Genomic DNA, 19,324 nt, shown 5'->3' with positions numbered 1-19,324 from the left:
GCCAATGTCCTTTGCCGTGATACAGATGGTCAGTCAGAGCGATGTTTTCGCCAACCTTGACCGGGCCGGGCGATTACTCGCCACGGCCGCCGAAAGCGGCGCGCAGCTGGCCGTGTTGCCGGAAAATTTCGCCGCCATGGGCCGTAAGGATGCCGCGGCCATTGGCCGGGCTGAGGCATTGGGCGAAGGTCCGATCCTGCCATGGTTGAAACAGACCGCCCGTGACCTCAACTTATGGATTGTGGCCGGCACGATCGCCTTGCCACCCGAAGGCCGCCCCGATGAAAAGGTTCGGGCCTGCTCAATGTTGGTCGACGCTCAGGGTCAGACGGTGGCGCGTTACGACAAGCTGCATCTGTTCGACGTCGATGTGGCGGATGCTCGCGGGCGTTATCGTGAATCAGACGACTATGCTCATGGGCAGGCCGTGGTGGTGGCGGATACGCCCGTCGGGCGGCTGGGTTTGAGCGTGTGTTACGACCTGCGCTTTCCCGAGCTGTACACCGCCTTGCGCGATGCCGGTGCCGAATTGATCACCGCACCCTCGGCGTTCACGGCAGTGACCGGCGCCGCCCACTGGGATCTGCTGATCCGTGCGCGCGCCCTGGAGACCCAGTGCTACGTGCTGGCAGCCGCTCAAGGCGGCACGCATCCGGGGCCTCGGGAAACCTGGGGGCATGGGGCGATTGTCGATCCCTGGGGCGGGATCTTGGCACAACAGGAACAAGGGGAGGCGGTGTTGCTGGCCGAGCGAGACAGCAGCGAACAGGCGTCCATCCGGGCGCGGATGCCAGTGGCCAGTCATCGGCGCTTTGCCAGCGATCTGGTTGTTTATTGAACAGCAGTATTGAGTGCCGTTGTATCGAGCCCGTTATGGCTTGTGGACAGCGGCCTGCGAATAACCTGGAGTACACATGAGCGAGTTGTTATCCACAGTCAGTGAACACCTGCTGGCGCCGGGCGGTTTGACCCTCGACAGTCTGCAGTCCGTGCTGGGCGACCTGGCCGGCCCCGGTATCGACGCCGCCGACCTGTATTTCCAGGGGCAGATCTCCGAGTCCTGGGCGTTGGAAGACGGCATCGTCAAGGAAGGCAGCTTCAACCTCGATCAAGGCGTAGGCGTACGAGCCCAGTCGGGTGAAAAAACCGGTTTTGCCTACAGCAATGCCATCACCGAAGACGCCTTGCTGCAAGCGGCGCGGGCGGCCCGTTCGATTTCCCGCGCCGGCCAGAATGGGCGAGTGCAGGCGTTTCGCAGCACCGACGTGACTCAGTTGTATGGCCCGGACAACCCGCTCGAAGTGCTGACCCGCGCCGAGAAGGTCGACCTGCTCAAACGTGTCGATGCCGCCACCCGCTTGCTTGATCCGCGTATCCAGCAAGTTTCGGTGAGCATGGCCGGCGTCTGGGAACGCATCCTTGTGGCGGCTGCCGATGGCAGCCTGGCCGCCGATGTGCGGCCGCTGGTGCGCTTCAATGTCAGTGTGATCGTTGAGCAGAACGGCCGCCGCGAACGCGGTGGCCATGGCGGTGGTGGGCGTACCGATTACCGCTATTTCCTTTCAGATGACCGCGCCATGGGTTATGCCCGTGAAGCCTTGCGTCAGGCGCTGGTCAACCTCGAAGCGATCCCGGCCCCGGCGGGCACCTTGCCCGTGGTGCTCGGTTCCGGCTGGTCCGGCGTGCTGCTGCACGAAGCGGTGGGCCATGGCCTGGAAGGCGACTTCAACCGCAAGGGCAGTTCGGCCTACAGCGGTCGCATCGGCGATAGGGTCGCGTCGAGCCTGTGCACCATCGTCGATGACGGCACCCTCAGCGGCCGTCGCGGCTCTTTGAGCGTCGACGACGAAGGCACCAAGACCGAATGCACCACCTTGATCGAGAACGGCGTGCTCAAGGGTTACATGCAGGACAAGCTCAACGCCCGCCTCATGGGCGTCGCCTGCACGGGCAACGGCCGCCGCGAGTCCTACGCGCACCTGCCGATGCCGCGCATGACCAACACCTACATGCTGGCTGGCGAGAGTGACCCGGCCGAGATCATCGCGTCCGTGAAGAAGGGCATCTACTGCGCCAACCTGGGTGGTGGGCAGGTAGACATTACCAGCGGCAAGTTCGTTTTCTCCACCAGCGAAGCCTACTTGATCGAGGACGGCAAGATCACCGTACCTGTGAAGGGGGCGACCTTGATCGGCAACGGTCCCGAGGCGATGAGCAAGGTGTCGATGGTCGGCAACGATCTGTCGCTGGACAGCGGGGTCGGCACCTGCGGCAAGGACGGTCAGTCAGTGCCGGTGGGGGTCGGTCAGCCGACCTTGAAGATCGATGCCATCACGGTCGGTGGCACGGGCGCGTGATCGGCACCCGGGCGCAACCGGCGGACTTAGCGCAGACCGCGCTGGGTCTCGTCCAACTCGCGGATGTACTTGAAGATCTTGCGAGTGGTGGCCGGCGGCTTGTTGTGCGCCGTTTCGTGCTGCGCCTGGCGGATCAGCGAGCGCAGTTGCTGACGGTCGGCATCCGGGTATTCGATGACGAATGCGTCCAGGACCGCATCGGTGCCTGTCACCAGGCGATCACGCCAGCGTTCCAGGTTATGGAAGCGTTCGTTGTATTGCCGGGTGGAGGCGTCGAGCTGGTCGAGCAACACCAGAATCGCGTCGGTGTCCTGGTCGCGCATCAGCTTGCCGATGAACAGGATGTGCCGTTTGCGGGCGATGTTCGCAGTGTGCTTGGGTGCATCGGCCAGCGCCTTGCGCAGCGCATCGGTGAGTGGCAGCTTGGCCAGCATGTCGGCCTTGAGCGTTGTCAGGCGCTCGCCCAGATCCACCAGCGCATGCAGCTCGCGCTTGACCTGAGTTTTGCTTTTTCCCTCGCCGAGGGAGTCGTCGTAAGAATCAACCATGGGGGCAGTCCGAAAATAATCGCCGCCATGATAACCAGTCGGGGGCCACTTGTCCGGCCCGGTCGTAGATCGACCCCTTGCCGAAAGCAGATTTTGAGTGGAGAACAGCATGAACGCAGCTCAGAGCGTCGGCCCAGAGGCGTTGCCCGCCCTGCAGGAACAAGTCGAGCAGATCATCGCCGAAGCCCGGCGTCAGGGCGCCAGTGCCTGCGAAGTGGCCGTGTCACTGGAACAGGGGCTGTCCACCTCGGTGCGTCAGCGTGAGGTTGAAACCGTCGAGTTCAACCGCGACCAGGGCTTTGGCATTACCTTGTACGTGGGCCAGCGCAAGGGCTCGGCCAGCACCTCGGCCAGTGGCGCCGACGCGATCCGCGAAACGGTCGCGGCTGCTCTGGCGATTGCCGAGCACACATCCGAAGACGATTGCTCGGGCCTGGCCGACGCGGCATTGATGGCCCGCGAGCAGCCCGACTTCGACCTCTACCACGCGTGGAGCATCAGCCCCGAGCAGGCCGTGGAAAAAGCCCTGCTATGCGAGGCTGCGGCCTTTGACGCCGACGCCAGGATCAAGAATGCCGATGGCACGACCCTGAACACCCATCAGGGCTGCCGGGTGTACGGCAACAGCCATGGTTTCATTGGTGGCTACGCATCGACTCGCCACAGCCTCAGCTGCGTGATGATCGCCGAGGGCGAGGGGCAGATGCAGCGCGATTACTGGTATGACGTCAACCGTAAAGGCGAGCTGCTGGCCGATCCGGTGGCGATCGGCAAGCGCGCCGCCGAGCGTGCTGCGAGCCGCCTGGGTGCCCGCCCGGTACCGACCTGCGAAGTGCCTGTGCTGTTTTCCGCCGAATTGGCCGGGGGGCTCTTCGGCAGCTTCCTGGGCGCGATTTCCGGCGGCAACCTGTATCGCAAGTCGTCGTTTCTGGAAGGCTCCATGGGTCAGACCCTCTTCCCCGAGTGGCTGACCCTGGACGAGCGCCCCCATCTGCAACATGCCATGGGCAGTTCGGCGTTCGACGGTGACGGCCTGGCCACTTACGCCAAACCCTTCATCAAGGACGGTGTATTGGTGTCCTACATCCTGAGCACTTATTCCGGTCGCAAGATGGGCTTGCCCAGCACCGCAAATGCGGGCGGGGTGCATAACCTCTTTGTCAGCCACGGCGACCAAAATCAGGCTGCGTTGCTCAAACAGATGGGCCGCGGGCTGCTGGTCACCGAGCTGATGGGGCAGGGCCTGAACATGGTCACCGGGGATTATTCCCGAGGCGCTGCGGGTTTCTGGGTCGAAAATGGGGAGATCCAGTTCCCGGTGCAGGAAGTGACTATTGCCGGGAACATGCGTGACATGTTCAAGCAGATTGTTGCCGTGGGCAATGACCTTGAGCTGCGCAGCAACATCCGTACGGGCTCTGTCTTGATCGAGCGGATGACCGTCGCCGGCAGCTGATGCCTGCACCGGGTCCTGACAGTACACATCTCCTGTTGTCATGATTCTCAATATCAATTAATAATGAGTATCATTTGCCCGTCTTCAGGAGATCGTGATGCCTTTTACTCTGCCCGCGTTGACCTATGCCTACGATGCGCTCGAGCCGCATATTGATGCCGCGACCATGGAAATTCACCACACCAAGCATCACCAGACGTACATCAACAACCTGAACGCCGCCGTGGAAGGCACCGAATATGCCGCTTGGCCGATCGAGAAACTGGTAGGCAGTGTCAAACAGCTACCGGAAAACCTGCAGGCTGCTGTTGTCAATCAAGGTGGCGGTCACGCCAACCATTCGCTGTTTTGGGAGGTGATGTCGCCTCAGGGCGGTGGTCTGCCCCAAGGTGCGACAGCTGCGGCCATTGAAGAGCAGTTGGGCGGTTTCGGTGCTTTCAAGGAGGCCTTCACCAAGGCTGCACTGAGCCGCTTTGGCAGTGGCTGGGCCTGGTTGAGCGTGACCAAGGCGAAAAAGCTGGTGGTGGAAAGCAGTGGCAATCAGGACAGCCCGTTGATGAACGGCAACACCCCAATCCTCGGGCTGGACGTCTGGGAGCATGCCTACTATCTGAAATACCAGAATCGTCGCCCGGAATATATCAACGCTTTCTACAACGTTGTGAACTGGGCCGAGGTTGAGCGTCGCTACCAAGCTGCGCTGGCTTGATAGAGGCGGTCATGGCCTCACAGCTTTCCGCTCGGTGGTTGCGCAAGAGGGTGGGTGCTCTGGTGCTGGTCACCGGGCTGGCGTTGCTGCTGGTTCGGTTTGCCGAGCATGCCTGGTAGGCACCTCGCCATAACGCCTTGTCCTGCTGCATAGGACAGGGCTACTCGCCTTCGTCAAAGCGATTGTTGATCAACTCGACGATGGCATTCAACGCGTCCTGCTCCTGGTCACCCTCGGTCTTCAGGTGCACCAGCGTCCCTTTGCCCGCCGCCAGCATCATGACGGCCATGATACTTTTGCCGTCCACCAGGGTTTCCGGTGAGCGGCCGATCCTGACCTGACAGGGGAAACGGCCGGCCACACCAACGAATTTGGCGGCGGCGCGCGCATGCAGACCGAGCTTGTTGATAATTGTGATTTCCAAAGCGGGCATTGCGCGGATGATCCTTTCAACTGAGGTCGCGATGACGGACCTGAACGTTCTTGAGTGTCTGTTGCAGTAGTTGGCCCAGGCGCTCCGTCAGGTAGACGGAGCGGTGGTGGCCGCCGGTGCAACCGATGGCGATAGTGACATAGGCGCGATTGCTGGCGGCGAAGCGTGGCAGCCACTTGAGCAGGTAGCCCGAGATATCCTGGAACATTTCTTCGACATCAGGTTGTGATGCCAGATAGTCGACCACCGGCTGGTCCAGCCCGGACTGGTCGCGCAGGTCCGGCTTCCAGTAGGGGTTGGGCAGGCACCGCACGTCGAACACCAGGTCGGCGTCAACGGGCATCCCGCGCTTGAACCCGAAGGATTCGACCAGAAAAGCGGTTCCCGGTTCGGGTTTGTTGAGCAGCCGCAGCTTGAGGGTGTCGCGCAGCTGGTACAGGTTGAGGTGAGTGGTGTTGATTTTCAGATCGGCCAGATCAGTGATCGGTCCCAGCAATACGCTCTCGACCCGAATGGCTTCGGCCAGCGAGCGGCTGGTGCTGCTCAGTGGATGGCGGCGTCGGGTTTCTGAAAAGCGCTTGAGCAGGGTGGCTTCATCGGCATCCAGAAACAGCACATCGCATTGGATATGACGGCTGCGCACTTCTTCCAGCAATTGCGGGAAACGTGACAGGTGGCTGGGCAGATTGCGTGCATCAATGGACACCGCCACCAAAGGCTGAGCCAGTTCGGTGTGGATCAAGGCGCGTTCGGCAAGCTCAGGCAGCAAACCGGCCGGCAGATTGTCGATGCAATAAAACCCGTTGTCTTCCAGCACATCCAGGGCGGTGCTTTTACCGGAGCCGGAGCGTCCACTGACAATGATCAAGCGCATGATCTCAATGCCCTTTTTGCACGTCCAAAACGACTTGATAAAGCGCTTCGTTGCTGCTGGCCGAACGCAGGCTGTCGCGTACATCCTTGCGGTCGAGCATGCTCGCAATTTGACGAAGCAGCTCCAGATGTGCATCAGTGGCTGCTTCCGGAACCAGCAGCAGGAACAGCAGATCTACAGGCGCGCCGTCGATGGCATCGAAATCCACCGGATGCGCCAGGTGCAGCAGTGCGCTGATCGGCGACATGCAACCGGTCAGGCGACAATGAGGAATGGCAATACCGTTGCCGAACCCTGTCGAGCCCAGTTTTTCCCGGGCGAGCAGAGCTTCGAACACTTTGTCCTTGTCCAGTTCGGGCACTTCTCGGCCAATGAGCTGGGCAATCTGTTCGAGTACGTGTCGTTTACTGTCGCCCGGCACGTTCACCAGGGAACGGCCGGGGGTCAGGATATTTTCGAGTCGGATCATGAGAGGGGAGTGTCAGCGAGCAGCAGCACCTTGAAGGTGGCTCTGCTGTTTTTCCTTATGTTTGAGCAATTGTCGGTCTAGCTTGTCGGTGAGCAGGTCAATAGCGGCATACATGTCATCGTGCTCGGCATTTGCGACGACCTCACCACCCGGTACACGCAAGGTGGCTTCGATCTTCTGTTTGAGCTTTTCGACCTCCATGATGACCTGAACATTGGTAATCTTGTCGAAATGCCGCTCGAGTCGGGCGAGTTTCTCCCCGACGTAGTCACGCATGGCGTCGGTCACATCCAGTTGGTGCCCACTGATGTTGACTTGCATACCGCTTCTCCTTATTGCCAGTGCATAAAGAGGCAGGTGAAACCTGCCACTGGAACGCTGGTGATGGCATCAAGGTGAGCCTGCTTACATCAATCGCTTGCGCTCGCTGGACGGTGCAATCCCGAGGGACTCGCGGTACTTGGCGACGGTGCGACGGGCTACCTGGATGCCTTGTGCCTCCAGTAAACCAGCGATCTTGCTGTCACTCAACGGCTTTTTCTGATTTTCGGCAGCGACCAGTTTCTTGATGATCGCGCGGATGGCTGTAGACGAGCATTCACCGCCTTCGGCCGTGCTGACGTGGCTGGAAAAAAAGTATTTCAGCTCGTATATGCCACGGGGGGTGTGCATGTATTTCTGGGTGGTGACCCGGGAGATCGTCGATTCGTGCATCCCCACAGCTTCGGCGATGTCATGCAACACCAGCGGCTTCATGGCCTCGTCACCATAGTCGAGAAAGCCGCGCTGGTGCTCGACGATCTGCGTGGCCACCTTCATCAGGGTTTCATTGCGGCTTTGCAGGCTCTTGATGAACCAGCGGGCCTCCTGCAACTGGTTGCGCATGAAGGTATTGTCGGCGCTGGTGTCGGCGCGACGGACAAAACCGGCATATTGCGGGTTGACCCGCAGACGCGGCACCGACTCCTGGTTAAGCTCCACCAGCCAGCGCTCGTTGTCCTTGCGCACGATGACATCGGGAATCACGTATTCCGGCTCGCTGGACTCGATCTGCGAGCCCGGGCGCGGGTTGAGGCTTTGGACCAGCTCGATGACCTGGCGCAGCTCGTCTTCCTTGAGCTTCATGCGTCGCATCAGCTGGCTGTAGTCGCGCGCGCCGAGCAGGTCGATGAACTCGCGCACCAGGCGCTGGGCTTCGGCCAGCCAGCGGGTCTTGGGCGGCATCTGCCGCAGTTGCAGGACCAGGCACTCGCTCAAATCGCGGGCGCCAATCCCGGCCGGCTCGAATTGCTGGACCCGGCGCAGTACGGCTTCGACTTCGTCCAGCTCGATATCCAACTCGGGGTCGAAAGAGTCGCAGATTTCCTGCAGGGTCTCGTCCAGGTAGCCTTGATTGTTGATGCAGTCGATGATCGTCACGGCAATCAGTCGATCGGTATCGGACATCGGCGCGAGGTTCAGTTGCCACAGCAGGTGGCTCTGCAGGCTTTCGCCGGCGGAGGTGCGGGTAGTGAAGTCCCACTCATCATCGTCGTTGCTGGGCAGGCTGCTGGCACTGGTCGGGTAGATGTCTTCCCAGGCGGTATCGACCGGTAGCTCGTTGGGAATGCGTTCGTTCCAATCTCCTTCTTCGAGGTTGTCCACCGTAGGGGCGGATGATTCCTGGAAGCTGGGCTCCTGAACTTCGGGAGCAGCCTTGTGCTCGATGTTGTCAGCCAGCGGATCACTGTTGTCGAAGTCGTCGCCTTCTTCCTGACGCTCGAGCATAGGATTGGATTCCAGCGCTTCCTGGATTTCCTGTTGAAGGTCCAGGGTCGACAGCTGGAGTAGACGGATGGCCTGTTGCAACTGAGGAGTCATCGTCAGTTGCTGGCCCATTCTCAGGACTAGCGATGGTTTCATGGCAGGGGCTTAACACCTTGTTCGCCGGCGCGATGCGCCATCCACTACGGGGCGCCGGAGCGCCACACTTATGTCGTAAGCAAATTATATGCCTGAAACCCGAGCGTTTGCCTAGACCTGCGTAGGATTAATTACACCCAACGGCAGTCCAATTCGCTCTTACAGACGGAACTCATGGCCGAGGTAAACCTCTTTCACCAGTTCGTTGGCAAGAATGGTGGCCGAATCACCCTCTGCAATCAGCCGACCATCGCTGACGATGTAGGCGGTTTCACAGATGTCCAGGGTTTCCCGGACGTTGTGGTCCGTGATCAGCACGCCAATGCCCTTGGCCTTGAGGTGGTGGATGATCTGCTTGATGTCGCCGACGGAGATCGGGTCGACACCGGCAAACGGCTCGTCGAGCAGGATGAACTTGGGCGAAGTCGCCAGCGCTCGGGCAATTTCTACCCGGCGACGCTCCCCCCCTGACAGGCTCATACCCAGGTTGTCGCGGATATGGGTGATGTGGAATTCCTGCAACAGCCCCTCCAGTTCCTTGCGGCGCGCGGCTGCGTCGAGCTCCTTGCGGGTCTCGAGGATGGCCATGATGTTGTCCGACACCGACAGCTTGCGGAAGATCGAGGCTTCCTGGGGCAAGTAGCCGATACCCGATTTGGCCCGGCCGTGCATCGGCTGGTAGCTCACATCCAGGTCATCGATCAGGACACGGCCCTGATCGGCTTGCACCAACCCCACGATCATGTAGAAGCAGGTGGTCTTGCCGGCGCCGTTAGGCCCCAGCAGGCCGACGATCTGCCCGCTTTCGATCGACAGGCTGACGTCGCGCACCACCTGTCGGCCCTTGTAGGCCTTGGCCAGGTGCTGTGCCTTGAGAATTGCCATTACTGAGCCTTCTGTGCGTCTGTTTTGCTTTTCGGCTGGATCACCATGTCGATCCGCGGACGAGGTGCGGTGATCTTGGTGCCATTGGCACGGCCAGCGTTGACCACTTGCTTGACGGTGTCATAGACGATCTTCTCGCCCTGTGAGGTGTTGCCGTCGTTCACCACTTTGGCCTGGTCGATCAGAATGATGCGGTTCTGGGCGGCGAAATACTGGATGGTCACCCCCCAACCCTGCACGATCGGCTTGTCGATCGCCGGTTTCTGTTCGTAGTAGGCCAGGTTGCCCACCGACGTGAAGGTGTCGATGTCGCCCTGGGCGTTGCGCGTGATGGTCACCGTGTTACCGGTGATCTTCATCGTGCCCTGGGTCATGATCACGTTACCTCTGTAGGTAGCGACACCTTGCTTGTCATCGAGTTGAGCATCGTCGGACTGGATGTGGATAGGCTGATCGCGGTCGGTCGGCAATGCCCAGGCGCTCGCGCTTCCCAGTGCTGCGCCCAGGCTGAGCAAATAGGGGAGGGTTTTAACGAGCCTCATACAGTCCTCTTACGTTGGACAACAAGAAAATCTTGCTCTCTTTTAGGTACGCTTTCATGCCTTTACCGGTGGAAGTCCCGCCGGCGCCGTCGATTCTAGCGTCTTGATCGGTCTGCGCATATTGCTTCTGCGGGAATACCGTCATGCGCGACGAGGTAATCACGGTCGGGCGATCTTTCTGGTCGGTGCGGGCCACGCGAACCGAGTCGATCAGCTCGACCTGAGTGCCGTCGGGGTTCACTTCGCCACGCTTGCTGGTCACGTGCCAAGGGTAGACGGTGCCGCGGTAAAGGTTCATGTCCGGGTTGGTCAGCAACGAGACCTGGCTGGCCTGCAGGTGATGGACTTCATCGGCGACCAGGTCGTACTGGATGCCGCCGTCAGGCAGGAACTGCTTGGCGTGCGCATTGATGGCGTAGTAGTCCACAGCCGTCGGGTCGATGACCACCGGAGGGCGCGCCTGGAAGCGTTCGGGGCTGATGTTCCAGTAACCCACTGCCGCGAACAGCGCGGCGAGCACGGCCAGCAGCAGGATATTGCGAAGTTTCTTGGTCGACATGTTTCAACTCTAGAGGTAGGCAGCCAGGGCAGCATCGAGGTTGCCTTGGGCGCACAGAATCAGTTCGCAGAACTCGCGGGCGGCCCCTTCGCCGCCGCGGGCAGCGGTCACGCCGGCGGCATGCTGCTTGACGAAATGGTTGGCATTGGCCACCGCCATGCCCAGCGCGACACGACGGATCACGGGCAGGTCGGGCAGATCATCACCGAGGTAGGCGACCTCTTCATAGCCCAGACCCAGTTGCGCCAGCAGCTCATCGAGCACGGCCAGCTTGTCTTCTCGGCCTTGATAGAGGTGGGCGATGCCCAGGCTCTTGGCGCGGCGCTGGACCATGACCGACGAGCGCCCGGTGATGATCGCCGTGCTGACGCCGGAATTGATCAGCATCTTGATGCCTTGGCCATCCAAGGTGCTGAAGGTCTTGATCTCGCTGCCGTCTTCCAGGAAGTACAGGCGGCCGTCGGTGAGCACGCCGTCGACGTCGAATATCGCCAGCTTGACGTTCAGGGCGCGTTGCAGCAGGTGGTCATTGACCGCGGACAGGCTCATTTACATTACTCCCGCGCGCAGCAGATCGCCGAGGTTGAAAGCGCCGATGGGGCGGTCTGCCTCGTCGACCACGATCAGCGCGCCGATCTTGTGGTCTTCCATGATTTTCAACGCTTCGGCCGCCAGCATTTCCGGGCGTGCGGTCTTGCCATGCCGGGTCATCACCTCGTCAATGGTGGCGCTGCGGATATCCAGTTCGCGGTCCAGGGTGCGGCGCAGGTCGCCGTCCGTGAAGATCCCGGCCAGACGTCCGTCGGTTTCGACAATGGCGGTCATGCCCAGACCTTTACGGGTCATCTCCATCAGCGCATCGCGCAGCAGGGTACCTCGCTGCACCTGCGGCAGGGCGCCGCCGCTGTGCATGACGTTTTCCACTTTAAGCAACAGGCGCCGGCCCAGGGCACCGCCCGGATGCGAGAAGGCGAAATCCTCGGCGGTGAAGCCGCGGGCCTCCAGCAGCGCAATGGCCAGTGCATCGCCCATCACCAGCGCGGCGGTGGTCGATGAGGTGGGGGCCAGATTCAGCGGGCAGGCCTCCTGGGCCACTCGGGCATCGAGATTGACGTCCGCCGCCTGGGCCAGCGGCGAATCCGGATTGCCGGTCAGGCTGATCAGCTTGATACCCATGCGCTTGATCAGCGGCAGCAAGGTAACGATTTCCGCTGTCGAGCCCGAGTTGGACAGGGCGAGGATGATGTCGTCGCGGGTGATCATGCCCATGTCGCCGTGGCTGGCCTCGGCCGGGTGCACGAAGAACGAGGGTGTGCCGGTACTGGCCAGGGTGGCGGCGATCTTGTTGCCGATGTGCCCTGACTTGCCCATGCCCAGGACCACGACGCGGCCAGTGCTGGCGAGAATGACCTCGCAGGCGCGCACGAAATCGGCATTGATGTGCGCGAGCAAACCCTCAACCGCTTCGATCTCGAAGCGGATGGTGCGTTGCGCGGACTGGATCAACTCGCTGGACTGGCTCATGGACAAAATCGGGTTGCCTGACGAAAAGGCGGCGATTATAGCGGTAAAGCGATGAAGCCTCACACTGCATTCATCGTCTACTTACCTGTCTGGATGCGTAACAAGCTGTTTATCGTCCTTGGGCCGCCTGTACCTGCGGTGATATAGTGCGCGGCTCGTTCGGCCCGCTTGGTTAGCGAACCCTTTTCCAGAGGGCGCTGTCGGAGTGAAGGGGCCGTATTGCAAGGAGTTCCAATGAGTGCCGAGAACGACTACGCGGTCGAGTTGAAAGGGGTGTCCTTCCAGCGCGGTTCGCGGAGCATCTTCAAAAACGTCGACATCCGCATTCCACGGGGCAAGGTCACCGGGATCATGGGGCCTTCAGGAAGCGGCAAGACCACATTGCTGCGTTTGATGGGCGCACAGCTTCGACCGACCCAGGGTGAAGTGTGGGTCAACGGCCAGAATCTGCCGGCCTTGTCGCGGAGCGATCTGTTCGATGCGCGCAAGCACATGGGCGTGCTGTTTCAGAGCGGGGCCCTGTTCACCGACCTGGATGTGTTCGAGAACGTGGCCTTCCCGTTGCGGGTGCACACCGACCTCCCGGAAGAGATGATCCGCGACATCGTCCTGCTCAAGCTTCAGGCCGTCGGCCTGCGGGGCGCCATCGAACTGATGCCCGACGAACTTTCCGGCGGGATGAAGCGTCGCGTGGCCCTGGCGCGTGCCATCGCCATGGACCCGCAGATCCTCATGTACGATGAACCCTTCGTGGGCCAGGACCCGATCGCCATGGGCGTGCTGGTGCGCCTGATCCGTCTGCTCAACGATGCGCTGGGCATTACCAGCATCGTCGTGTCCCACGATTTGTCGGAGACGGCCAGTATCGCCGACTATCTCTATGTCGTGGGGGATGGTCAGGTGCTGGGGCAGGGTACGCCGGCCGAGCTGATGGGTTCGGACAACCCGCGTATCCGCCAATTCATGAAGGGCGACCCGGACGGACCGGTGCCTTTCCATTATCCTGCGCCCGATTTCCGCGCCGATCTGCTGGGGACGCGTTGATGCGCCGAAAATCCATTACTGAACGCATTCGCCTGTTCGGTCGCGCTGCGATCGACACGGTCAGCGTACTGGGGCGCTCCGGGTTGTTCCTGGTGCATGCCCTGTTAGGCCGTGGTTCGACCAAAGGCAGCTTTTCGCTGCTGGTGAAACAGCTTTACTCGGTCGGGGTCATGTCCCTGCTGATCGTCGTGGTTTCCGGCATGTTCATCGGGATGGTGCTGGCCCTGCAGGGGTTCAGCATTCTTGCCAAGTACGGCTCCGAACAGGCGACCGGCCAGATGGTGGCGCTGACGCTGCTGCGCGAGCTGGGACCGGTGGTCACCGCCTTGTTGTTCGCCGGGCGCGCCGGGTCGGCGCTGACCGCTGAAATCGGCAACATGAAGTCCACCGAGCAGCTGTCGAGCCTGGAAATGATCGGGGTCGACCCGCTCAAGTACATTGTCTCGCCACGCCTGTGGGCCGGTTTCATTTCCCTGCCGCTGCTGGCAATCATCTTCAGTGTGGTAGGGATCTGGGGCGGCTCCTGGGTCGCAATCGACTGGCTGGGTGTGTACCAGGGTTCTTTCTGGTCCAACATGCAGAACAGTGTCAATTTCAACGAAGACGTGCTCAACGGTGTCATCAAGAGCGTCGTGTTCGCTTTTGTCGTCACTTGGATCGCCGTTTTCCAGGGGTATGACTGCGAGCCCACTTCCGAGGGCATCAGTCGCGCCACCACCAAGACCGTGGTGTACGCCTCACTGGCCGTACTGGGCCTGGACTTTATTCTGACCGCCTTGATGTTTGGAGATTTCTGATGCAAAACCGCTCCCTTGAGGTCGGTGTCGGCCTGTTTCTTCTGGCCGGGATCCTGGCACTGCTGCTGCTGGCTCTGCGCGTCAGCGGGTTGTCCACCAGCACCCAGACCGATACTTACAAGCTTTACGCCTACTTCGACAATATCGCCGGTTTGACGGTCAGAGCGAAGGTAACAATGGCCGGTGTCACCATCGGCAAGGTCACGGCAATCGATCTGGATCACGACCACTTCACCGGTCGGGTGACGATGGTGGTAGACAAGAAAGTCAACAACCTGCCCGTTGACTCCACCGCTTCCATCCTCACCGCCGGTCTGCTGGGCGAGAAATACATCGGTCTGAGCGTTGGCGGCGACGACAAGGTCCTGACCAATGGCGGCACCATCCACGACACCCAGTCGTCGCTGGTGCTTGAAGACCTGATCGGCAAGTTCATGCTCAACTCCGTCAATAAAGACAGCAAGTGAGGAACGGTTACATGATGACGATTCTGCGACGCAGTCTGCTGGTCCTTCTGGCCGCGGTTCCCCTGTGGGCCAATGCCGCGCCGGCGCCAGGGACTTCTGCTCACGATGTGGTCGACACCACCACCAAGGAGTTGCTCGCCGACCTGGCCGCCCACAAGGATCAGTACAAGACGGACCCTGGCGCGTTCTATGATTCGCTGAACCGCATTGTCGGGCCGGTGGTGGATGCAGAGGGCATTTCCAAGAGCGTCATGACCGTCAAGTATTCGCGTAACGCCACCCCGGCACAGATCAGCCAGTTCCAGGATAACTTCAAGCGCGGGCTGTTCCAGTTCTACGGCAACGCCTTGCTGGAATACAACAACCAGGGCATCACGGTTTCCCCGCCCAAGGATGAAAGTGGCGACCGCACAACAGTCGACATGACCGTCAAAGGCAATGGCGGCGCGGTTTATCCGGTGTCCTACACCCTGGCCAAGATCGACAACGAATGGAAAGTTCGTAACGTGATCATCAATGGCATCAACCTGGGCAAGTTGTTCCGTGACCAGTTCGCCGACGCCATGCAGCGCAACGGCAACGACTTGCAGAAAACCATCGACGGTTGGGCTGGCGAAGTCGCCAAGGCCAAGGATGCCACCGACAACGGCACCAAGGCTGCGCAATGACGGAGGCAGCCGTGCAAGAGGCCACTCCGGGCGAACTGCGTTTGAGCGGGGTGATCGACTACCGTTCAGGGGCGGCTTTGCGCAAACAGGGCAAGGCGCTGATTGCCGCGACCTCGGCGCAGGCCGTCGTTCTGGACTGCTCAGCTGTGGAGAAGTCCAGCAGCGTAGGCGTTTCGCTGCTGTTGGCTTTCACCCGGGATGCGCAGGCCGCCGGCAAGACCCTACAGGTACGCGCGTTGCCTCAGGACATGCGCAAGATCGCGCAGGTCTGTGGCGTGACCGATCTGTTCGGCCAGGCATGATCGTTCGCCGATAACATGGCCCCACGTCGGAACACCGCAAGCCGGGTTCGCAGGCGCGGGGCTTTTTTTGTATGATGGCCGACCCGCGCGCACTGGGCGCCGATCGAGGTTGAGCATGCAGGCCCTAGAAGTTAAAAGCTTCCTTGAAGAAAAGCTGCCAGGAACCCTGGTGGAAGTTGAAGGCGAAGGCTGTAATTTTCAGCTGAACGTGATCGATGACGCACTGGTTGCACTGAGCCCGGTCAAGCGTCAACAACAGATCTATGCTCACCTGAACCCGTGGATTGCCGATGGCAGTATTCACGCGGTCACCATGAAATTCTTCAGCAGCGCAGCCTGGGCTGAGCGTTCCTGAGCCAATTGGCGTCGAGATTCCTATGGATAAACTGATTATTACTGGCGGCATTCGTCTTGATGGCGAAATCCGCATTTCCGGGGCGAAGAACTCCGCCCTGCCGATTCTGGCGGCAACCCTGCTGGCTGATGGTCCTGTCACCGTCGCCAACCTGCCGCACCTGCATGACATCACCACGATGATCGAGCTGTTCGGACGCATGGGCATCGAGCCTGTGATCGACGAAAAGCTGGCCGTGGAGATCGACCCGCGGACCATCAAGACCCTGATCGCTCCCTACGAGTTGGTCAAGACCATGCGTGCCTCGATCCTGGTATTGGGCCCCATGGTCGCGCGGTTCGGCGAGGCCGAAGTGGCCTTGCCCGGTGGCTGCGCCATCGGTTCGCGCCCGGTCGATCTGCATATCCGTGGCCTGGAAGCGATGGGCGCGAAAATCGATGTCGAAGCTGGCTACATCAAGGCCAAGGCACCTGAAGGTGGCCTTCGTGGCGCGCACTTCTTTTTTGACACCGTCAGCGTGACCGGCACCGAAAACATCATGATGGCCGCTGCGCTGGCCAACGGCCGCAGCGTACTGCAGAACGCCGCGCGCGAGCCGGAAGTGGTCGATCTGGCCAACTTCCTGATCGCCATGGGGGCGAAGATTCAAGGCGCCGGTACCGACACCATCACCATTGACGGTGTGAAGCGTCTGGGTTCGGCCCACTACAAGGTCATGCCTGACCGCATCGAGACTGGCACCTATCTGGTGGCGGCGGCCGCTACTGGCGGTCGGGTCAAGCTGAAAGACACCGATCCGACCATCCTCGAGGCCGTCCTCGACAAACTGCGTGAAGCCGGCGCCGAGATCACCTCGGGTGACGACTGGATCGAGCTGAACATGCACGGCAAGCGGCCCAAGGCGGTGAACCTGCGCACCGCACCGTATCCAGCCTTCCCGACCGACATGCAGGCACAGTTCGTGTCCCTCAACGCCATCGCCGAGGGCACGGGCGCGGTCATCGAGACGGTGTTCGAAAACCGTTTCATGCACGTCTACGAAATGGTTCGCATGGGCGCGCAGATTCTGGTCGAGGGCAACACTGCCGTGGTGACCGGCGCTGCCCAGCTCAAGGGCGCTCCTGTCATGGCGACCGATCTGCGAGCGTCGGCGAGCCTGGTGATTGCTGCTCTTGTGGCGGAAGGCGACACGCTGATCGATCGCATTTACCACATCGACCGTGGCTACGAGTGCATCGAAGAAAAACTCCAGCAGTTGGGCGCGAAAATCCGTCGCGTACCGGGCTAGGACTTGATGAGCGCAGCGATGCGCTCTATTTTTAAGGGTTGATGTTTTCCATGCTGACCATTGCGTTGTCCAAGGGACGAATACTCGATGACACCCTGCCGTTGCTGGCAGAGGCAGGCATCGTACCGACCGAGAATCCCGACAAGAGCCGCAAGCTGATCATCCCCACGACTCAGCACGATGTACGCTTGCTGATCGTGCGTGCGACCGATGTGCCGACCTATGTGGAGCATGGCGCTGCTGACCTGGGCGTGGCCGGCAAAGACGTGCTGATGGAATACAGCGGTCAGGGCCTGTACGAGCCGCTGGATCTGCAGATCGCTCAGTGCAAGCTGATGACCGCCGGCGCCGTCGGTGTGCCAGAGCCCAAGGGCCGTCTGCGCGTGGCCACCAAGTTCGTCAACGTGGCCAAGCGTTACTATGCCGAACAAGGGCGTCAGGTCGACATCATCAAGCTTTATGGCTCCATGGAGCTGGCGCCATTGGTGGGTCTGGCCGACAAGATCATTGACGTCGTCGATACCGGCAACACCTTGCGTGCCAACGGCCTCGAACCTCAGGAGTTGATCGCCATGATCAGCTCGCGTCTGGTGGTCAACAAGGCGTCGATGAAAATGCAGCACGCGCGCATCCAGTCCCTGATCGACACCCTGCGCCAGGCCGTCGAATCCCGACACCGCGGCTGATCTCCCCTGCGCGGCATCGCCCGCGCAGACCTCGTCCTCTATCCGTGTCATAGCCAGATTCTCAGGTGCCCGCGCGGATAGCGTAGTAATTTAGGGCGCCTGAGCACTTGCCATCCATTTAGAGGCCCCGCTATGACCGCTCCCACTGCAATTCGCCGACTCGACGCCACAGACCCGGACTTCGCGAAACATCTGGATCATCTGTTGAGCTGGGAAAGCGTGTCCGACGATTCGGTCAATCAGCGGGTGCTCGACATCATCAAGGCCGTGCGCGAGCGCGGTGATGCCGCTGTGGTGGAGTTCACCCAGCGCTTCGATGGCCTGGAAGTGGCTTCCATGGCGGACCTGATCCTGCCCCGCGAGCGGCTGGAACTGGCGTTGACCCGTATCACCACCGAGCAGCGTCAGGCCCTGGAAACGGCTGCCGAGCGCGTGCGCAGCTATCACGAGAAACAAAAACAGGATTCCTGGAGCTACACCGAAGCCGATGGCACCGTGCTGGGGCAGAAGGTCACGCCGCTGGACCGTGCGGGGCTTTATGTGCCGGGTGGCAAGGCGTCCTACCCGTCATCAGTGCTGATGAACGCGATCCCTGCCAAGGTCGCCGGCGTCACCGAGGTGGTCATGGTGGTACCCACGCCCCGTGGTGAAATCAATGAGCTGGTGCTGGCTGCCGCGTGCATTGCCGGTGTTGATCGGGTGTTCACCATCGGCGGTGCTCAGGCCGTGGCTGCCTTGGCTTACGGCACCGAAAGCGTGCCGAAAGTGGACAAGGTGGTAGGTCCTGGCAACATCTACGTCGCCACGGCCAAGCGCCACGTGTTTGGCCAGGTCGGCATCGACATGATCGCCGGGCCGTCGGAAATCCTCGTGGTATGCGACGGGGGCACCGACCCGGACTGGATTGCCATGGACCTGTTCTCCCAGGCCGAGCATGACGAGGACGCCCAGGCCATTCTGGTCAGCCCGGATGCCGAATTCCTCGACAAGGTCGCCGCGAGCATCAGCAAGCTGCTGCCGACCATGGATCGCGCCACCATCATTGAAACGTCCATCAACGGTCGTGGCGCCTTGATCAAGGTTCGCGACATGGAACAAGCCATCGAAGTGGCCAACCGCATTGCTCCGGAGCACCTAGAGCTGTCGGTGGCCGACCCCCAGGCCTGGCTGCCGCAGATCCGCCATGCCGGTGCGATCTTCATGGGCCGCCACACCAGTGAAGCACTGGGTGATTATTGCGCCGGGCCCAACCACGTGCTGCCAACCTCGGGCACCGCACGGTTCTCGTCGCCACTGGGGGTGTATGACTTCCAGAAACGCTCTTCCATCATTTTCTGCTCGCCGCAGGGCGCCTCGGTGCTGGGCAAGACTGCGTCGGTGCTGGCCCGTGGCGAATCCCTGAGCGCTCACGCGCGCAGCGCAGAATACCGCATCCTCGACGAACAACAAGGAGACTGAC

The 19,324-nt window shown here is 60.9% G+C and carries 24 protein-coding genes; 13 read left to right on the top strand and 11 right to left on the bottom strand.

Features of this window, described 5'->3' with window-relative positions; all coding sequences use genetic code 11:
• Positions 1-4: 4 nt before the first annotated feature.
• The gene (locus tag HB675_RS15285; RefSeq protein ID WP_213879171.1) at positions 5-838 is read left to right on the top strand and encodes a carbon-nitrogen hydrolase family protein; all 834 of its coding nucleotides are present in this window, start codon (positions 5-7) and stop codon (positions 836-838) included.
• A gap of 76 nt (positions 839-914) precedes the next feature.
• Positions 915-2,357, top strand: coding sequence for a metalloprotease TldD (gene tldD / locus HB675_RS15280; protein WP_213879170.1), 1,443 nt, complete (start codon positions 915-917; stop codon positions 2,355-2,357).
• A 26-nt stretch (positions 2,358-2,383) separates the two neighbouring features.
• Here the strand turns inward: tldD and yjgA are convergent, their stop codons facing one another.
• Positions 2,384-2,905 (bottom strand): ribosome biogenesis factor YjgA, encoded by a 522-nt coding sequence (yjgA, locus tag HB675_RS15275; protein WP_213879169.1) that lies wholly within the window; start codon positions 2,903-2,905, stop codon positions 2,384-2,386.
• Positions 2,906-3,014: 109 nt separating this feature from the next.
• Between yjgA and pmbA the strand changes: the two genes are divergently transcribed.
• The gene (gene pmbA, locus HB675_RS15270; RefSeq protein WP_213879168.1) at positions 3,015-4,361 is read left to right on the top strand and encodes a metalloprotease PmbA; all 1,347 of its coding nucleotides are present in this window, start codon (positions 3,015-3,017) and stop codon (positions 4,359-4,361) included.
• A gap of 97 nt (positions 4,362-4,458) precedes the next feature.
• Positions 4,459-5,070 (top strand): superoxide dismutase, encoded by a 612-nt coding sequence (locus tag HB675_RS15265; RefSeq protein WP_213879167.1) that lies wholly within the window; start codon positions 4,459-4,461, stop codon positions 5,068-5,070.
• 160 nt (positions 5,071-5,230) lie between these two features.
• On the opposite strand, the gene HB675_RS15260 is transcribed toward HB675_RS15265, so the two are convergent.
• The 10 genes from HB675_RS15260 to HB675_RS15215 form a co-directional block, all read right to left on the bottom strand.
• On the bottom strand, positions 5,231-5,503 hold the full coding sequence (locus HB675_RS15260; RefSeq protein WP_213879166.1) for an HPr family phosphocarrier protein: 273 nt from the start codon (positions 5,501-5,503) through the stop codon (positions 5,231-5,233).
• Positions 5,504-5,519: 16 nt separating this feature from the next.
• On the bottom strand, positions 5,520-6,377 hold the full coding sequence (gene rapZ, locus HB675_RS15255) for an RNase adapter RapZ (protein WP_213879165.1): 858 nt from the start codon (positions 6,375-6,377) through the stop codon (positions 5,520-5,522).
• Between the two features lie 4 nt (positions 6,378-6,381).
• The gene (ptsN, locus tag HB675_RS15250) at positions 6,382-6,846 is read right to left on the bottom strand and encodes a PTS IIA-like nitrogen regulatory protein PtsN (protein WP_213879164.1); all 465 of its coding nucleotides are present in this window, start codon (positions 6,844-6,846) and stop codon (positions 6,382-6,384) included.
• Between the two features lie 12 nt (positions 6,847-6,858).
• Positions 6,859-7,167 carry a ribosome-associated translation inhibitor RaiA gene (gene raiA / locus HB675_RS15245; protein WP_213879163.1) on the bottom strand — a complete coding sequence of 103 codons (309 nt, stop codon included), beginning with the start codon at positions 7,165-7,167 and terminating at the stop codon, positions 6,859-6,861.
• An 84-nt stretch (positions 7,168-7,251) separates the two neighbouring features.
• The gene (locus tag HB675_RS15240; protein WP_213879162.1) at positions 7,252-8,748 is read right to left on the bottom strand and encodes an RNA polymerase factor sigma-54; all 1,497 of its coding nucleotides are present in this window, start codon (positions 8,746-8,748) and stop codon (positions 7,252-7,254) included.
• 159 nt (positions 8,749-8,907) lie between these two features.
• Positions 8,908-9,633, bottom strand: coding sequence for an LPS export ABC transporter ATP-binding protein (gene lptB, locus HB675_RS15235; RefSeq protein ID WP_213879161.1), 726 nt, complete (start codon positions 9,631-9,633; stop codon positions 8,908-8,910).
• Positions 9,633-10,175 carry a lipopolysaccharide transport periplasmic protein LptA gene (gene lptA / locus HB675_RS15230; RefSeq protein WP_213879160.1) on the bottom strand — a complete coding sequence of 181 codons (543 nt, stop codon included), beginning with the start codon at positions 10,173-10,175 and terminating at the stop codon, positions 9,633-9,635. The genes lptB and lptA overlap by 1 nt, the downstream gene beginning before the upstream one ends.
• Positions 10,162-10,734, bottom strand: coding sequence for an LPS export ABC transporter periplasmic protein LptC (gene lptC, locus HB675_RS15225; protein WP_213879159.1), 573 nt, complete (start codon positions 10,732-10,734; stop codon positions 10,162-10,164). Before lptC ends, lptA begins: the two co-directional genes overlap by 14 nt.
• Before the next feature lie 9 nt (positions 10,735-10,743).
• Complete coding sequence (locus tag HB675_RS15220; RefSeq protein ID WP_213879158.1) at positions 10,744-11,283, bottom strand: HAD family hydrolase; 540 nt, start codon at positions 11,281-11,283, stop codon at positions 10,744-10,746.
• Positions 11,284-12,258, bottom strand: a complete 975-nt coding sequence (locus tag HB675_RS15215; RefSeq protein ID WP_213879157.1) for a KpsF/GutQ family sugar-phosphate isomerase — start codon at positions 12,256-12,258, stop codon at positions 11,284-11,286.
• Between the two features lie 234 nt (positions 12,259-12,492).
• Here HB675_RS15215 and HB675_RS15210 point away from each other — a divergent pair, with 234 nt between their 5' ends.
• The 9 genes from HB675_RS15210 (at position 12,493) to hisD (ending at position 19,323) form a co-directional block, all read left to right on the top strand.
• Positions 12,493-13,302, top strand: a complete 810-nt coding sequence (locus tag HB675_RS15210) for an ATP-binding cassette domain-containing protein (RefSeq protein WP_213879156.1) — start codon at positions 12,493-12,495, stop codon at positions 13,300-13,302.
• Positions 13,302-14,099, top strand: a complete 798-nt coding sequence (gene mlaE, locus HB675_RS15205; protein WP_213879155.1) for a lipid asymmetry maintenance ABC transporter permease subunit MlaE — start codon at positions 13,302-13,304, stop codon at positions 14,097-14,099. The genes HB675_RS15210 and mlaE overlap by 1 nt, the downstream gene beginning before the upstream one ends.
• Positions 14,099-14,566, top strand: coding sequence for an outer membrane lipid asymmetry maintenance protein MlaD (mlaD, locus tag HB675_RS15200; protein ID WP_213879154.1), 468 nt, complete (start codon positions 14,099-14,101; stop codon positions 14,564-14,566). The genes mlaE and mlaD overlap by 1 nt, the downstream gene beginning before the upstream one ends.
• An 11-nt stretch (positions 14,567-14,577) precedes the next feature.
• Positions 14,578-15,234 carry an ABC transporter substrate-binding protein gene (locus tag HB675_RS15195; RefSeq protein WP_213879153.1) on the top strand — a complete coding sequence of 219 codons (657 nt, stop codon included), beginning with the start codon at positions 14,578-14,580 and terminating at the stop codon, positions 15,232-15,234.
• Positions 15,231-15,536 (top strand): STAS domain-containing protein, encoded by a 306-nt coding sequence (locus HB675_RS15190; RefSeq protein ID WP_213879152.1) that lies wholly within the window; start codon positions 15,231-15,233, stop codon positions 15,534-15,536. Before HB675_RS15195 ends, HB675_RS15190 begins: the two co-directional genes overlap by 4 nt.
• A gap of 115 nt (positions 15,537-15,651) precedes the next feature.
• Entirely contained in the window at positions 15,652-15,891 is a 240-nt protein-coding gene (locus tag HB675_RS15185; protein WP_213879151.1) for a BolA family protein, read from the top strand.
• Positions 15,892-15,913: 22 nt separating this feature from the next.
• Entirely contained in the window at positions 15,914-17,179 is a 1,266-nt protein-coding gene (gene murA, locus HB675_RS15180; protein ID WP_213879150.1) for a UDP-N-acetylglucosamine 1-carboxyvinyltransferase, read from the top strand.
• 50 nt (positions 17,180-17,229) lie between these two features.
• Positions 17,230-17,865, top strand: a complete 636-nt coding sequence (gene hisG / locus HB675_RS15175; RefSeq protein WP_213879149.1) for an ATP phosphoribosyltransferase — start codon at positions 17,230-17,232, stop codon at positions 17,863-17,865.
• Positions 17,866-17,997: 132 nt separating this feature from the next.
• Positions 17,998-19,323: a histidinol dehydrogenase gene (gene hisD, locus HB675_RS15170; protein ID WP_213879148.1), complete on the top strand. Its 1,326-nt coding sequence runs from the start codon at positions 17,998-18,000 to the stop codon at positions 19,321-19,323.
• The last annotated feature ends 1 nt before the right edge of the window (position 19,324 follow it).

This window comes from Pseudomonas sp. dw_358 (assembly GCF_018449655.1).
Taxonomy (GTDB): domain Bacteria; phylum Pseudomonadota; class Gammaproteobacteria; order Pseudomonadales; family Pseudomonadaceae; genus Aquipseudomonas.
Note: the sequence above shows the minus strand (reverse complement) of the source record. Positions and strands in the feature narration are given on the sequence as shown.

Excerpts from the sequence above, each read along its gene's own strand:
- HB675_RS15210 (WP_213879156.1), top strand. The coding sequence starts at position 12,493 with ATGAGTGCCGAGAACGACTACGCGGTCGAGTTGAAAGGGGTGTCCTTC.
- mlaD (WP_213879154.1), top strand. The coding sequence starts at position 14,099 with ATGCAAAACCGCTCCCTTGAGGTCGGTGTCGGCCTGTTTCTTCTGGCC.
- raiA (WP_213879163.1), bottom strand. The coding sequence starts at position 7,167 with ATGCAAGTCAACATCAGTGGGCACCAACTGGATGTGACCGACGCCATG.
- HB675_RS15285 (WP_213879171.1), top strand. The coding sequence starts at position 5 with ATGTCCTTTGCCGTGATACAGATGGTCAGTCAGAGCGATGTTTTCGCC.
- HB675_RS15195 (WP_213879153.1), top strand. The coding sequence starts at position 14,578 with ATGATGACGATTCTGCGACGCAGTCTGCTGGTCCTTCTGGCCGCGGTT.
- hisD (WP_213879148.1), top strand. The coding sequence starts at position 17,998 with ATGACCGCTCCCACTGCAATTCGCCGACTCGACGCCACAGACCCGGAC.
- tldD (WP_213879170.1), top strand. The coding sequence starts at position 915 with ATGAGCGAGTTGTTATCCACAGTCAGTGAACACCTGCTGGCGCCGGGC.
- HB675_RS15260 (WP_213879166.1), bottom strand. The coding sequence starts at position 5,503 with ATGCCCGCTTTGGAAATCACAATTATCAACAAGCTCGGTCTGCATGCG.
- rapZ (WP_213879165.1), bottom strand. The coding sequence starts at position 6,377 with ATGCGCTTGATCATTGTCAGTGGACGCTCCGGCTCCGGTAAAAGCACC.
- HB675_RS15190 (WP_213879152.1), top strand. The coding sequence starts at position 15,231 with ATGACGGAGGCAGCCGTGCAAGAGGCCACTCCGGGCGAACTGCGTTTG.
- lptC (WP_213879159.1), bottom strand. The coding sequence starts at position 10,734 with ATGTCGACCAAGAAACTTCGCAATATCCTGCTGCTGGCCGTGCTCGCC.
- hisG (WP_213879149.1), top strand. The coding sequence starts at position 17,230 with ATGCTGACCATTGCGTTGTCCAAGGGACGAATACTCGATGACACCCTG.
- lptB (WP_213879161.1), bottom strand. The coding sequence starts at position 9,633 with ATGGCAATTCTCAAGGCACAGCACCTGGCCAAGGCCTACAAGGGCCGA.
- pmbA (WP_213879168.1), top strand. The coding sequence starts at position 3,015 with ATGAACGCAGCTCAGAGCGTCGGCCCAGAGGCGTTGCCCGCCCTGCAG.
- HB675_RS15240 (WP_213879162.1), bottom strand. The coding sequence starts at position 8,748 with ATGAAACCATCGCTAGTCCTGAGAATGGGCCAGCAACTGACGATGACT.
- HB675_RS15220 (WP_213879158.1), bottom strand. The coding sequence starts at position 11,283 with ATGAGCCTGTCCGCGGTCAATGACCACCTGCTGCAACGCGCCCTGAAC.
- HB675_RS15215 (WP_213879157.1), bottom strand. The coding sequence starts at position 12,258 with ATGAGCCAGTCCAGCGAGTTGATCCAGTCCGCGCAACGCACCATCCGC.
- yjgA (WP_213879169.1), bottom strand. The coding sequence starts at position 2,905 with ATGGTTGATTCTTACGACGACTCCCTCGGCGAGGGAAAAAGCAAAACT.
- HB675_RS15265 (WP_213879167.1), top strand. The coding sequence starts at position 4,459 with ATGCCTTTTACTCTGCCCGCGTTGACCTATGCCTACGATGCGCTCGAG.
- murA (WP_213879150.1), top strand. The coding sequence starts at position 15,914 with ATGGATAAACTGATTATTACTGGCGGCATTCGTCTTGATGGCGAAATC.
- lptA (WP_213879160.1), bottom strand. The coding sequence starts at position 10,175 with ATGAGGCTCGTTAAAACCCTCCCCTATTTGCTCAGCCTGGGCGCAGCA.
- mlaE (WP_213879155.1), top strand. The coding sequence starts at position 13,302 with ATGCGCCGAAAATCCATTACTGAACGCATTCGCCTGTTCGGTCGCGCT.
- HB675_RS15185 (WP_213879151.1), top strand. The coding sequence starts at position 15,652 with ATGCAGGCCCTAGAAGTTAAAAGCTTCCTTGAAGAAAAGCTGCCAGGA.
- ptsN (WP_213879164.1), bottom strand. The coding sequence starts at position 6,846 with ATGATCCGACTCGAAAATATCCTGACCCCCGGCCGTTCCCTGGTGAAC.